Raw genomic sequence first — 11,350 nt, forward strand, 5'->3', positions numbered from 1 at the left:
ACGCGCGAGCCGCCTGCCTCGGCCATTTTGCGCTGGCGAGACACATAGCAGACCCTTTTTGCGAGTCAATGTCGTGGGAAAGTGTGACAAACCGTGTGGCCTTGCCAATTCCGCCATTTTTTAGGTTATTGTGGACAAATCGATCACACGGGATTCGAAGGGCGATTTCGCTTGGCGGGGACAGAGGCAGGAAAAAGCTTTGAGGACGCAGCGGCCGATCTTGACCGCGCACTGGATATGCTCGAAGCCAGCGTCAAGACCCTCGCGGAGCGCATGCGGGTCCTCAGCCGCGCCCAAGACGATGTCGAGCGGCTTTCCACGGACCGTGCGCGGTTCGCGAGCGAACTCGACCGTGTGAGCGCCAAGGCCGAGAGGCTCGACGAGGTGGCGGGGGAGGTTTCCCAGCGGCTTGTCGACGCCATGGAAAACGTCCGGTCCGTGCTCGAACAGTAATTCCCACCTCTTAGAGGAGGCACGTTTGGCTGAAGTCAGTGTCGAAATCAACGGCCGCAAGTTTCGTATGGCCTGCGAGGATGGGCAGGAGACCCACCTTTCCGGGCTGGCGGCGCGGTTCAACGGCTATATCGACGAGTATAAGGGCGCGTTCGGCGAGATCGGTGATACGCGGCTGACTGTGATGGCCGGCATCGCGGTTGTCGATGAGCTCTCCGAGGCGGAAAAAAAGCTCGCCGCGCTCAAAGCCGAGCTCGACGCGGTGACCAAGGCGGGCAACGATGTAGCAGCGGAAGCCGAAGGCATGGAGGCGAAATTCGCGGCCAAGCTCGGCGATGTCGCACGTCGGATCGAATCCATAGCCACGGCGATCGATGCGGCGGGGCAGGATACGCAGACGCAATGAAGGCCGAGATTGTCGCCGTCCATGCCAGTCCTGCACACGGGTTTTCCAAGCAGAGGCGCGACGCGATTACGCTGATCGAAGGGCTGGGTGTGGAAGGCGATGCGCATGCGGGCGTGACGGTCAAGCACCGCAGCCGGGTCGCGGCAGACCCTTCGCAGCCCAATCTGCGCCAAGTCCATTTCATCGCGTCCGAACTGCTCGACGAGGTCAATGCGCTGGGGTTCGACGTGGGTTTCGGCGCGCTCGGGGAGAATGTCACGACGCGGGGGATCGACCTGATTTCCCTTCCGCGCGGGACACGGTTCGCAATCGGGGAGGCGGAGGTGGAGATCACCGGGCTCCGCAACCCCTGCAGCCAGATCGAAGCCTATCGTCCCGGGCTCTTGAAGCATATGATCGGCAAGCGCACGGACGGTAAGCCGCTCTTGCGGACGGGGGTCATGGGCATCGTTCTCAAGGGCGGTATCGTGCGGGCGAACGATGCGATTGCCGTGACCCTGCCGGAGGCTCCTCTGGTTCAATTGGAACGCGTTTAGGCAGGGCTTTTTAAGGTTTGGCGGTTAGGTGTTCGAGCGATCACCCGGAGGGTTGCTCCGACGTGGGCGAAAGGACGCGTCTATATGCTTTCATTGAAATACCCCCCTCGGACATTCGCCGGTCTGCGCGACGATGTGCGCAGGGTGGTTCTGGGGACGGCCTACGCCCTGCGGCCTAAACGCGTTGCCGTGTTGCCAGCGGTGCTGCTTGCCTGGATCAAGGCCAAACTCGGCTTCGAACGGTATGACGCCTGCCTTGAAGACGATGCGCTGGCGCTGCGGCACCCGCTTGGATTTGCAGGTATTTGCGGGGATATGACGCCCGATGTGTTGATGCGGGGGTTTGCCAAGGGGCTTTACCCATTCAGCCATGTGGGACGCAAGAAGTGGTGGATGAACCCCGAGCGCATGGTGATTGCGCCACATAGGATCGTCCGTGACAAGGACGTCAGGCGCATGGTGCGCAACAAGCGCTTCAAAGTGACATTCGATACGTGCTTTGAAGACGTCATGCGTGCCTGTGCCCAGCCGCGGGACGGCAAGACGCCGCTCACCTGGATCACCGAGGATATCATCGCCGCCTATAGCGAGCTGCACCGGGCGGGTCATGCTCATTCTTTCGAGGCCTGGGCGGAGGACGGTACGCTCGCCGGTGGCGGTTTCGGGATCGCTTCGGGCCCTGTTTTCATCATCGAATCTCAGTTCACGGTAAAGCGGAACGCGTCCAAGGTAGCGATGGTGACGCTGATGCGGCACCTGAGCGCCTGGGGATTTCTTCTGGCCGACGGCAAGGCGTTTACACCCTATCTCGACTCGGTGGGGTTCCGGCTGATCCCGCACGCCGACTATGTCGCAGTGCTCAATGGTCCGGCCCCGACAGCACCGGTAGGCCCGTGGCAGGTCGACGAAACGCTCGACGCTTCAGTGGACTGGGAGGCCAGTGTTCCAGCGGAGGAGTTGACGTGGATCGATGGTCGCAATCTTGCAGACGAAAAAGCAGGCTGACCGGCAGCGCAGAGGTTTCAAATCGCAATCGGTCGCTTCAATGAGAATACGTTGAGGCCGGATACGTCCTCTTCAATCATCTGCCACCCCAACTTTTCATAGAATGGGGACTTGTCTTCCGCGGCGCACAGATAAACCGTATCCGATCCCAACGCGAACGCGGTTTGCGCGGCGGAGGAAACCAGCGCGGAGCCGATACCGATCTTTCGATACTCCGGTTCCACCCAGATTGCGGCAACCCAGGGCGTGTATTGCGGGCGCGCTTCCATGTCACTTTCAATAACTAAGGCATTTCCCAGAAAAGCTTCGCCGTTATGTGCAACCAAGGTCAGCGGCACGCCGCCGGTATGGAGCATTTCATCGATTTGTTCGGATATGAAGCGCAGTGGGTAATTATTGTCGCGCCACCAAGCCGTCCAAATGCGATCTGCGACAACGCCTGCAAATTGGCGGCACGCTCTCAAGTGGGAAATCGTGTATGCCTGCCGATCCAATGGTATGCCTCCTGCCTAAAGCCGCTGCGCTATCCTGTATCACAACCGAGCGCCCCGAAAGCCGTTTTCGGCAATCCCGTCGCAAAGCTCGGCCCAGTTACATCCTGCACAGGCTGCGCGGGTTTGGCCTTGCGCGAAGGCCCAGCGCAGGTTTCGGAGCGTTTTTGGAGGCAGCGTGAGCGTCGCACCTTCGGCAATCCTCGTGCCTAACAGCGTGCCGACCTCTTCAGTAGCGCGGGCATCGCGCTCGATGACGCTTTCGCGCAGGCAGTGGGGTTCGGTTTCGTCCATCAGCGGTGTGCAGATGTCGTCCGGGCCGGCGACGATTTCAATGTCCTCGCCCCCGCCGATCCGTTCGGCAATCCTGTCGTAGTTGGCTGTAAAGGCCGGGCTGTAGCCCTTACCGACATAGGTCAGGATGCAGAGCAGGTGGTGGGGGCGAAGACGGATGGTCAAGCGTTGCCGCCCTTGGTCTTGCGTGCAAGCAGCATCAGCGTTGCCGCGCCGAGGGCCGCTTTGAGGACGTCACCGGGGATGAACGGCAGGAAACCGGCCTCGACGGCCTTATCCATGCCGATAAAGCCCGAGAGCCAAGCGGTACCCATGACAAGGCAGAAGGTGCCCGCGAGCAGCATGCTCGTAAATGCCAGGAGCGGCCGATGTCCGTTCCAGCCGCGTTCTGCGAGCCAACCGACAAAGGCGGTGATCAGCGGCCAGGAGAAGATATAGCCCGCCGTGGGGCCGGCGAATACGGGCAGGCCGCCGGAGCCACCGGCGAGAACGGGCAGGCCTAGCGCGGCTTCGCCCAGCCAGGCAAGCACGGTAAGCGTGCCCAGCCTCCAGCCATAGAGCGCGGCAACCATCAGAATGGCGTAGGTCTGCATCGTCACCGGAACCGGATACATCGGGACCGAGATATAGGACGAAAGCGTCAGCACCAACGTGCCGGCGAAAACAGCGGCGATCTGCCAGACGAGCGGCCGGCTTTCAAGCGCCAGCGGGCTGTATGTGGTGGTCTGGGCGGTGGTTTGGGACATGTCTTGCGATGCTCCTCATTGGCATGTCTGGACCGGTGGAAGGGCTGTTGCATCCTTCCAAGCGTGTCACTATCAAAAATTATAGATAATTTATGATAATGATCTATTATTGAGTCCATAAATGCGCGGCAAACGCAAGCCCCTATCGTTTATCCCACGATAGCGAAGGCGTCGCGGGTCTTGCCGGACGCGGTTTTGACAGGTTTCTGGCCGATCCAGCGGACATGTTTTGCGAGGATCGCGGCAGCAGCGTCGATATCGGCCTTGCGCAGCGCCGCGAGGATGGCGCGGTGGTCGTGGTCGGTGCGCGTTTCCCAGTCCGACTGCCAGGCGGCAAAGAGGAATCGGGCGCTTGCCGCGTGCAGATCGTCGATGGCCGCGATAAGACGGGGCATGCCGCAGGGAGCAAGGATCAACCGGTGAAAGCGCCGGTTGGAGTCTTCCCAGGACCGCACGTCGCGAGAGACGTCGCCGGCCTTGGTTGCTTCTTCGGCTTCATCGAGGATGGCGGAGGTGAGGTGGGGCGCCGCGTGGCTCAGCGCGAGGACCTCCAGCGCTGCCCGCATTTCGGCGACTTCGCGGACCTCGGACAGGTCGAACGCGGCCACGCGGACACCGCGGCGCGGCTCGCTTCTTGCCAATCCTTGCGCTTCGAGCCGGCGGAAGGCTTCGCGTACAGGAACGTGGCTGGTGCCGAATTCCTCGGCGATATGATCCTGCCGCAGCCGGGCGCCGGGTTCGATTTCCCCTGCGATGATACGATCGGCAAGAACACGGCTGATACGGACGGCGATGGTCTCTGATTTGGCTTGAGTCATTGATTATAGATAATTTGGCGAAGTGAGGCTGTCCAGAATGGTGTAGCCCGTTTACCTAATGGGAACATAAGATTTGAGGGGACGGGGGCTGTCATTTAAATGTCATAAATCGAGGCGCGGTTTTATATTTGAGGGATTTATGGCAAACGCTCATGGAGCCGATCGGGGGATTGGGCTCGATCTTTCAAGACTTGTCGCTATTGTGGTTTTCGCGAGTGCTGTCGTTATCGCACTCGGTGTTCTACGGGAGATCGTGATCTGGCAGATCGGGCTGGACACGCCGCTGATGGACTTGCGTCACTTTGCACTCGATACCGAACTGGCGATGCCGTCCTGGTATTCGACGATCTTGCTGTTTATCTGCGCGGCGCTGCTTTATCTCATTGCCCGCGCCACCCGCGCCGATGATGGCCGGGATTGGGTGCGTTGGATGACGCTTTCGGCGATCTTCCTGCTCATGTCGCTCGATGAGGCCGCGAGCTTCCATGAGGCGCTGATGCGGCCATTGCGCGGCGCTTTCGATGCGACCGGGATTTTCTATTACGCATGGGTCGTTCCAGGTGCGATCGGTGTTTTCGCGCTCGGACTTTATTTCCTGCCCTTCGTGTTGCGCTTGCCGCGCAGAACGGCTGCATGGATTATTGCCGCGGGGGTGCTTTACGTGGGCGGTGCGCTTGGGATGGAATTCCTCGGCGGCGCATTCGATGAAGCCTGGAGTACGTCCAGCCTGCCCTATATTTTTATCTCGGTGCTCGAGGAGAGCCTGGAGATCGCGGGGCTATCTGTGTTCGTCATCGCCCTTTGCACGCATATCGGCACGCAATGGGGCGCACTCGATGTCAGGGTGCTGGCGGAAGCGCGGGTGCCGAAGCGGGAGCAAGCCGGCCGACGTGCGGATGCGGCCTAGCATATTTTCGACTCACCACGGCACGACTTCGATCTCCGGCCAGATCGTCTTGGCGCGGGCACCCTTTTCGTGGTGGGTGTATTTGTTGTCGAGCGCGTGGTTGGGCGTGATGCGGAAGGCGAACATGTCTTCGAGGCCGAACGGCGCCTCGATGGTAAGGCTGTCGTCCGTCTCGAGCCTGACGGCAACAGCGTGGGTCTTGGAGGCGTAACGGAGTAGGGCGTCCTTTGTCCGCGCAAGCGGCGGGACCGCGAAGCCGAAGCGGTCGGGGAACCAGAGGTGGACGCGGGCCTGATTCCGCACCTCGACAGGTACGGAGAGATCAGCGAACCGGTTTTCCACGGTCCGGATCACACGGTCCTCGGCTTCGTAGGAAAGGTCGGATCCGTCGAAATAAATGACGTCTATGTCCTTTGTGCCCGTGAGCAGCGGCTTGCCGGTCAAATGGCTCCAGACGGCGTTGTAGATCGCGCCCGAGCCGATGAGGTGGTCGGGCAGGTCCATCTCGCGCAGACCCACGAGAACGTCCATCAGCACGTCATGTCCGCGTACGATAGATTCCAGCGCCGCGCGCTGAACCGTGTCGGATTTGCCTGCCCATTTGAGATGTCCGTCCATGACGTTGAGCCTACCGCGATTCCCCTATGCGCGTAGAAGGAAGAAATGCGTCGCGTCAGTGCTTTTGCCCCCTTTGCCCGGAGCTCAAGAAGGCCTATATGATCGAATGCTGCCCGGTGCGTGTGGATACTTGCATCCCCGGGGCCTTATCGATCCTAAAGGGAGCTGTCCCTGACCGGGCCCGTGGGCTCGGATACACGGCGCCCACCTACTTATGTAGGTTCCCGGGATCGAAAACATCCCACGGCCAGGGCGGCACATAGGAGCGTTTTCAGTAAAAGTGGGTACCACTTTTGCGGTTCGAAAACGTGACAGAATAAAGGTTTCCAGGGCGAGGACACGCGCGCGTTTTGACACAAGGCTTGACCCAGTTCGAGGAGCAGAAGGCGGCGCTGCGCCAGGAGGCCTTCGCCAAGCGTGCGAAAATCCCCGCCGCAGACCGTGCCGATGCCGCCAATATCGCCGCCACGCTGTTTTTCGAAAGCGTGCCTCTCGAGCCCGGGCAGGTCGTTGCCGCATATTGGCCAATCCGCGACGAGATCGATTGCAAGCCGATCCTCACGCGGTTGATGGATTCTGGCCAGCAGGTCTGCCTGCCGGTGGTCATGGGCGACGGCATACCGCTCGAATTGCGGCTGTGGGAAGCTGGCCAGCCACTTTATCCCTCCGGTTTCGGTACGCTGGCGCCACCCGAGACGGCGCCGCTGGCCGCTCCGGACGTCGTCATCATCCCGCTTCTGGCGTTTGACAGGCTGGGTACCCGGTTAGGCTATGGCAAAGGGTATTATGACCGTACGCTCGATGCGTTGGAAACCAAGCCACTGATTGTCGGGATCGCCTTTGCCGCGCAGGAACTCGATTTCATCCCGCGCGAACCTCACGATTTGCCCCTCGACATTCTTGTCACCGAGGCCGGGGTGCACAGGTTCGAGCCCGCATGAGGCTTCTGTTTCTCGGAGACGTTATGGGCAAGGCTGGCCGCCGCGCGGTCGCTGAGCGCCTGCCGGAGCTTATCGGGACCTACGGGTTCGATTTCGTTGTCGTCAATGGCGAGAACGCCAGTCATGGCAAGGGAATTACCGAAGCGCATTATGAAGCGTTGCGGGATGCGGGTGCCGATGTCGTGACGCTGGGCGACCATGCGTTCGATCAGCGCGAGATGATGACCGCCATCGCACGGCATGAGACGCTCGTTCGTCCGGTCAATTTTCCGCCCGGCGCGCCGGGCCGGGGGGCGGCGTTCGTTACTGGACGCAACGGGCATCAGGTGCTCGTCGTCAATGTGCTTGGGCGCGTGTTCATGCCACCGATGGACGACCCGTTCCGCGCAGTGGAGTCGGCCATTGCCGCCTGTCCGCTGGGTGAGCAGGCGGATGCCATCGTCGTCGATTTTCACGCCGAGGCGACCTCGGAAATGCAGGCTATGGGACATTATCTCGATGGCCGCGTTTCGCTCGTCGTGGGCACGCATACGCACATCCCGACATCCGATCATCGCGTCCTCAAGGGGGGCACGGCTCTGATGAGCGATGCGGGCATGTGTGGAGACTATGAAAGTATCATCGGCATGGAATCCGAAGAGCCGCTCAACCGGTTCCTGACCGGGCTTCAAACTGCGCGGTTCACGCCGGCCGAGGGCGAAGCGACGCTTAGCGGTGTGGCGATCGAGACCGATCCGAAGACGGGGCTTTGCACCGAGGTTTTGCCGGTCCGGATCGGCGGAAGCCTGGCGCAGGCATATCCGGAGTTTGCAACGCGTTGATCGGACGCCCTCTTTATTTCTCTTTTTCCCGGGACTATAAACCGGCACCGATCAGCCACATTGAGTAAAGACGGGGAACTGACCGCTTATGGCCGGCCATTCACAGTTCAAGAACATCATGCACCGCAAGGGCCGTCAGGACGCGGTGCGCTCGAAGATTTTTTCCAAACTGGCGCGAGAGATCACCGTCGCGGCGAAGTCGGGCATGCCCGATCCTGCCATGAACCCACGTCTGCGCCTGGCCGTCAACAACGCCAAGGCCCAGTCCATGCCAAAGGATAATATCGAGCGGGCGATCAAGAAGGCCGTCGGTGGCGAGGGCGATAACTATGAGGAAGTGCGCTACGAGGGCTACGGGCCCGGTGGCGTCGCCGTGATCGTGGAAGCGCTGACCGACAACCGCAACCGCACGGCTTCAACCGTGCGTTCGACGTTTTCGAAGGCGGGTGGCGCGCTGGGGGAAACAGGTTCGGTCGCGTTCATGTTCGACCGCGTGGGTGAGATTTACTACCCTGCATCGGCTGGTGATGCCGACACGGTGATGGAAGCGGCGATCGAAGCGGGCGCCGACGACGTCCAGAGCGACGAAGATGGGCACACCATTTATTGCGCCTTTGAAGATATAGGCGATGTCAGCACCGCGCTCGAAGCCGCACTGGGTGAGGCCGAGCGGGTCAAGCCGATCTTCAGGCCCCAGACGCTGACGCCGATCGACGCGGACAAGGGTGAGAGCCTGATGCGGCTTATCAACAATCTCGAAGACGATGACGACGTGCAGAACGTCTATGCCAATTTCGAGATGAGCGATGAGGACATGGCCAAGCTTTCGGCCTGATCTTCGCACATTAACCTCAGAAAGGCGCTCCACTCGGGGCGCCTTTTGTGTTTTCAGGAGTTAACCACTCTCTGGCCCCGATACATCAGCGTGGGGGCATTGGCCGCAGCCGGCAGCGTCGGGCTGGCCGGAAAGGTCATGACTTCGACATTGTCACGCCCGGCATTCTTGACCGCATAAAGCTGCGCGTCGGCGTAGCGGAACAGGTCGCCGAATGCGGCCGGGCCTTCACTGACTGCGCCGCCTATACTAACCGAAAGCGAACAGGTCTCGCCGCCGATGTCGAAGGTGATTGCACGGATACGAAGGCGCAGGTCCTGGGCGACGATCCTTGTTACGGCTTCGCCCGCACCGGGCAGGAAGATGCCGAATTCCTCACCGCCCAACCGGCCGACGATATCGGTTTCGCGGACGACTGAGCGGATTGTTGCGGCGATCATCTTGAGCGCGGTGTCCCCGCATGCGTGGCCGAAGCGGTCGTTGATCGATTTGAAATGATCCGCGTCGATGACAAGCAGCCCGCCGCCCTTGCCTTGAGCCTCCGCAAGCAAGGTGCTCACTTCAGTGACGAAGGCTCCGTGGTTGAGGCATTGGGTGAGGCTGTCACGGGCCGCTGCGGCTTCGAGCCGTTCATAAGCGATCTCAAGCTGCTTGTGCTTGAGCGCCATGAAGAACACCATCGGTCCGGCAAGCCCGAGTGGCGCGACGATGGCGGCGACAAGGCCGACCATTCCAAGTCCATTCGAGAAGGTTTCGAGGATCGCGTAGCTGACGATGACAGAGGCAAGGACCGCAAAAGCAAGATGGCGCAAGGTGCGCATAACGACTTGACCCCAGGCATGCCTGGGTAGGGAATTGGTTTGCGGCATCGGTAGGTGCGTCCCGGTGTTCTCGCGTCGGGGCGGACACTAGGTCGGAATCCTTAAATGAGTCCTTGCAGCCGTCCGGAAAATGCGAGCCTTCGGATTGGCTGTGCACAAAATAGGTTTGTTTCTGATTTGTTCACTTTGTGCTTGGTAGGGTTGGAGCGCTGACATACACTGCCGGACATGGAGAATCTGGTGCGAATCATGGGCATCGATCCGGGGCTGCGGCGCACCGGGTGGGGTATTATCGAAGCCGAGGGCACGCGGCTGCGCTTCGTCGCCTGCGGCGTTTTGACACCGGCTGTCGATCAGGAACTCGCCTTGCGGCTCGTGCATCTGCATGAGGGGTTGATGCGGCTGATTGCGGAGCACCATCCGCACGAGGCGGCGGTGGAGGAAACCTTCGTCAATGCGGGCGCGCGCTCGACATTGCTGCTCGGTCAGGCCCGCGGCATCGCTGTCATGACGCCGGCCTCCATGGGGCTTCCGGTCGGTGAATATTCGGCCAACCTCGTCAAGAAGTCCGTGGTGGGCACGGGCCATGCGGAGAAAAAGCAGATCGAACTGATGGTCAGAACCCTGCTCCCTGCCGCCAAATTCAAATCCACCGACGCTGCCGATGCGCTCGCCATAGCGATCTGCCATGCGCATCATCGGCAACATCGCAAACTGGCGGTGGGGGCCTGTTAACACTTATGGATAGGGGTTTGATTTTGCATAAATCGTTCAATGGCAAGTGTTTTCCCGCAGCCAAAGGGCTCCCCTTGGCAAGGGGAAACGCGCCGGCAGTGGACGATTTATGCAAAACCCTCCGGGCGGGTCATGGTCCGGCCCCTTGTCGCGAAAAATCCCACTCGTGGACATTTGTCCACCACGCGCAATTTTCCACGAAAGGTTCTCGGACCATGGCCCGTCAAACCCCTATCCATAAGTGTTAATAGGCCCAACATGATCGGCAAGCTCAAGGGGTTGGTGGAAACCATCGGCGAGGATATCGCGCTCATCGACGTCAACGGTGTGTGCTACGAGGCGCATTGCTCGGGCCGGACACTGCAGGCTCTACCGCGCGTGGGCGAGGCGGCGGTTGTGTTCATCGAGATGATCGTGCGCGAGGACATGATCCGGCTCTATGGTTTTGCCACCGAGGCGGAAAAGAACTGGTTCAGGCTTTTGCTGAGTGTCCAGGGCGTGGGGTCGCGTGTGGCGCTGGGCATTCTCTCAACGCTTTCACCGTCCGATCTTTCCTCGGCCATTGCACTGCAGGACAAGGCGATGGTGGGCCGCGCGCCGGGCGTGGGGCCGAAGCTGGCGCAACGCATCGTTTCCGAACTCAAAGGCAAGGTTCCGGCGCTCGGGGCGATTGATGCCGGGGTTGCGGGCCTGCAGACTGCCCTTGGGGAGGGTGTGGCGCCTGGGGCGGTATCCGATGCGGTTTCGGCGCTGGTCAATCTGGGCTATGCGCAGGCGCAGGCATCCGGCGCGGTGGCACGGATCGTCGCAAAGGAGGGCGAGGATACGCCAACCGAGAAGCTCATTCGGTTGGGGCTGAAGGAGTTGAGTTCGTGATGCGCTCCTTGATTATTGGCGTATTCCTTACTATTTATTGAAAGTAA

The 11,350-nt window shown here is 60.6% G+C and carries 16 protein-coding genes and 1 other RNA gene; 11 read left to right on the forward strand and 6 right to left on the reverse strand.

The window, feature by feature from the left end; translation table 11 throughout:
• The first annotated feature begins 171 nt into the window (after window positions 1-171).
• The 4 genes from LG281_RS15885 (at window position 172) to LG281_RS15900 (ending at window position 2,400) form a co-directional block, all read left to right on the forward strand.
• Window positions 172-453 carry a DUF4164 family protein gene (locus tag LG281_RS15885; protein ID WP_404402383.1) on the forward strand — a complete coding sequence of 94 codons (282 nt, stop codon included), beginning with the start codon at window positions 172-174 and terminating at the stop codon, window positions 451-453.
• 25 nt (window positions 454-478) lie between these two features.
• Window positions 479-859 carry a cell division protein ZapA gene (locus tag LG281_RS15890; RefSeq protein WP_404402385.1) on the forward strand — a complete coding sequence of 127 codons (381 nt, stop codon included), beginning with the start codon at window positions 479-481 and terminating at the stop codon, window positions 857-859.
• Complete coding sequence (locus LG281_RS15895) at window positions 856-1,395, forward strand: MOSC domain-containing protein (protein ID WP_404402387.1); 540 nt, start codon at window positions 856-858, stop codon at window positions 1,393-1,395. The genes LG281_RS15890 and LG281_RS15895 overlap by 4 nt, the downstream gene beginning before the upstream one ends.
• 84 nt (window positions 1,396-1,479) lie before the next feature.
• Window positions 1,480-2,400: a leucyl/phenylalanyl-tRNA--protein transferase gene (locus LG281_RS15900; RefSeq protein WP_404402389.1), complete on the forward strand. Its 921-nt coding sequence runs from the start codon at window positions 1,480-1,482 to the stop codon at window positions 2,398-2,400.
• 17 nt (window positions 2,401-2,417) lie between these two features.
• Here LG281_RS15900 and LG281_RS15905 read toward each other — a convergent pair whose 3' ends face one another.
• The 4 genes from LG281_RS15905 to LG281_RS15920 all read right to left on the reverse strand — a co-directional run bounded on the left by LG281_RS15905 (window position 2,418) and on the right by LG281_RS15920 (window position 4,749).
• Window positions 2,418-2,894: a GNAT family N-acetyltransferase gene (locus tag LG281_RS15905; protein ID WP_404402391.1), complete on the reverse strand. Its 477-nt coding sequence runs from the start codon at window positions 2,892-2,894 to the stop codon at window positions 2,418-2,420.
• Window positions 2,895-2,933: 39 nt separating this feature from the next.
• On the reverse strand, window positions 2,934-3,350 hold the full coding sequence (locus LG281_RS15910) for a DUF1284 domain-containing protein (RefSeq protein WP_404402393.1): 417 nt from the start codon (window positions 3,348-3,350) through the stop codon (window positions 2,934-2,936).
• Window positions 3,347-3,931: a biotin transporter BioY gene (locus LG281_RS15915; RefSeq protein WP_404402396.1), complete on the reverse strand. Its 585-nt coding sequence runs from the start codon at window positions 3,929-3,931 to the stop codon at window positions 3,347-3,349. Before LG281_RS15915 ends, LG281_RS15910 begins: the two co-directional genes overlap by 4 nt.
• 149 nt (window positions 3,932-4,080) lie before the next feature.
• Window positions 4,081-4,749 carry a GntR family transcriptional regulator gene (locus tag LG281_RS15920; RefSeq protein ID WP_404402398.1) on the reverse strand — a complete coding sequence of 223 codons (669 nt, stop codon included), beginning with the start codon at window positions 4,747-4,749 and terminating at the stop codon, window positions 4,081-4,083.
• Window positions 4,750-4,888: 139 nt separating this feature from the next.
• Here LG281_RS15920 and LG281_RS15925 point away from each other — a divergent pair, with 139 nt between their 5' ends.
• Window positions 4,889-5,656 carry a hypothetical protein gene (locus tag LG281_RS15925; RefSeq protein WP_404402400.1) on the forward strand — a complete coding sequence of 256 codons (768 nt, stop codon included), beginning with the start codon at window positions 4,889-4,891 and terminating at the stop codon, window positions 5,654-5,656.
• A gap of 12 nt (window positions 5,657-5,668) precedes the next feature.
• On the opposite strand, the gene LG281_RS15930 is transcribed toward LG281_RS15925, so the two are convergent.
• Window positions 5,669-6,274 (reverse strand): nucleotidyltransferase family protein, encoded by a 606-nt coding sequence (locus LG281_RS15930; protein WP_404402402.1) that lies wholly within the window; start codon window positions 6,272-6,274, stop codon window positions 5,669-5,671.
• 103 nt (window positions 6,275-6,377) lie between these two features.
• On the opposite strand from LG281_RS15930, the gene ssrS reads away from it, so the two are divergent.
• From ssrS to LG281_RS15950, 4 genes are all read left to right on the forward strand, one after another.
• Window positions 6,378-6,537, forward strand: a non-coding RNA gene (gene ssrS, locus LG281_RS15935) — 6S RNA.
• Between the two features lie 99 nt (window positions 6,538-6,636).
• The gene (locus LG281_RS15940) at window positions 6,637-7,215 is read left to right on the forward strand and encodes a 5-formyltetrahydrofolate cyclo-ligase (RefSeq protein WP_404402404.1); all 579 of its coding nucleotides are present in this window, start codon (window positions 6,637-6,639) and stop codon (window positions 7,213-7,215) included.
• Window positions 7,212-8,036, forward strand: a complete 825-nt coding sequence (locus LG281_RS15945; RefSeq protein WP_404402406.1) for a TIGR00282 family metallophosphoesterase — start codon at window positions 7,212-7,214, stop codon at window positions 8,034-8,036. Before LG281_RS15940 ends, LG281_RS15945 begins: the two co-directional genes overlap by 4 nt.
• Before the next feature lie 88 nt (window positions 8,037-8,124).
• Window positions 8,125-8,871, forward strand: a complete 747-nt coding sequence (locus LG281_RS15950) for a YebC/PmpR family DNA-binding transcriptional regulator (RefSeq protein WP_404402408.1) — start codon at window positions 8,125-8,127, stop codon at window positions 8,869-8,871.
• Between the two features lie 53 nt (window positions 8,872-8,924).
• On the opposite strand, the gene LG281_RS15955 is transcribed toward LG281_RS15950, so the two are convergent.
• Window positions 8,925-9,692: a GGDEF domain-containing protein gene (locus LG281_RS15955; RefSeq protein ID WP_404402410.1), complete on the reverse strand. Its 768-nt coding sequence runs from the start codon at window positions 9,690-9,692 to the stop codon at window positions 8,925-8,927.
• A gap of 228 nt (window positions 9,693-9,920) precedes the next feature.
• On the opposite strand from LG281_RS15955, the gene ruvC reads away from it, so the two are divergent.
• Window positions 9,921-10,427 carry a crossover junction endodeoxyribonuclease RuvC gene (ruvC, locus tag LG281_RS15960; protein WP_404402412.1) on the forward strand — a complete coding sequence of 169 codons (507 nt, stop codon included), beginning with the start codon at window positions 9,921-9,923 and terminating at the stop codon, window positions 10,425-10,427.
• A gap of 258 nt (window positions 10,428-10,685) precedes the next feature.
• Entirely contained in the window at window positions 10,686-11,303 is a 618-nt protein-coding gene (gene ruvA, locus LG281_RS15965; RefSeq protein ID WP_404402414.1) for a Holliday junction branch migration protein RuvA, read from the forward strand.
• The last annotated feature ends 47 nt before the right edge of the window (window positions 11,304-11,350 follow it).

This window comes from Pelagibacterium halotolerans (assembly GCF_044811015.1).
Taxonomy (GTDB): Bacteria; Pseudomonadota; Alphaproteobacteria; order Rhizobiales; family Devosiaceae; genus Pelagibacterium; species Pelagibacterium halotolerans_A.

Coding starts and splice junctions, on each gene's coding strand:
- LG281_RS15895 (WP_404402387.1), top strand. CDS start 856: ATGAAGGCCGAGATTGTCGCCGTCCATGCCAGTCCTGCACACGGGTTT.
- LG281_RS15900 (WP_404402389.1), top strand. CDS start 1,480: ATGCTTTCATTGAAATACCCCCCTCGGACATTCGCCGGTCTGCGCGAC.
- LG281_RS15915 (WP_404402396.1), bottom strand. CDS start 3,931: ATGTCCCAAACCACCGCCCAGACCACCACATACAGCCCGCTGGCGCTT.
- LG281_RS15920 (WP_404402398.1), bottom strand. CDS start 4,749: ATGACTCAAGCCAAATCAGAGACCATCGCCGTCCGTATCAGCCGTGTT.
- LG281_RS15925 (WP_404402400.1), top strand. CDS start 4,889: ATGGCAAACGCTCATGGAGCCGATCGGGGGATTGGGCTCGATCTTTCA.
- LG281_RS15930 (WP_404402402.1), bottom strand. CDS start 6,274: ATGGACGGACATCTCAAATGGGCAGGCAAATCCGACACGGTTCAGCGC.
- LG281_RS15945 (WP_404402406.1), top strand. CDS start 7,212: ATGAGGCTTCTGTTTCTCGGAGACGTTATGGGCAAGGCTGGCCGCCGC.
- LG281_RS15950 (WP_404402408.1), top strand. CDS start 8,125: ATGGCCGGCCATTCACAGTTCAAGAACATCATGCACCGCAAGGGCCGT.
- LG281_RS15955 (WP_404402410.1), bottom strand. CDS start 9,692: ATGCGCACCTTGCGCCATCTTGCTTTTGCGGTCCTTGCCTCTGTCATC.
- ruvC (WP_404402412.1), top strand. CDS start 9,921: ATGGAGAATCTGGTGCGAATCATGGGCATCGATCCGGGGCTGCGGCGC.
- ruvA (WP_404402414.1), top strand. CDS start 10,686: ATGATCGGCAAGCTCAAGGGGTTGGTGGAAACCATCGGCGAGGATATC.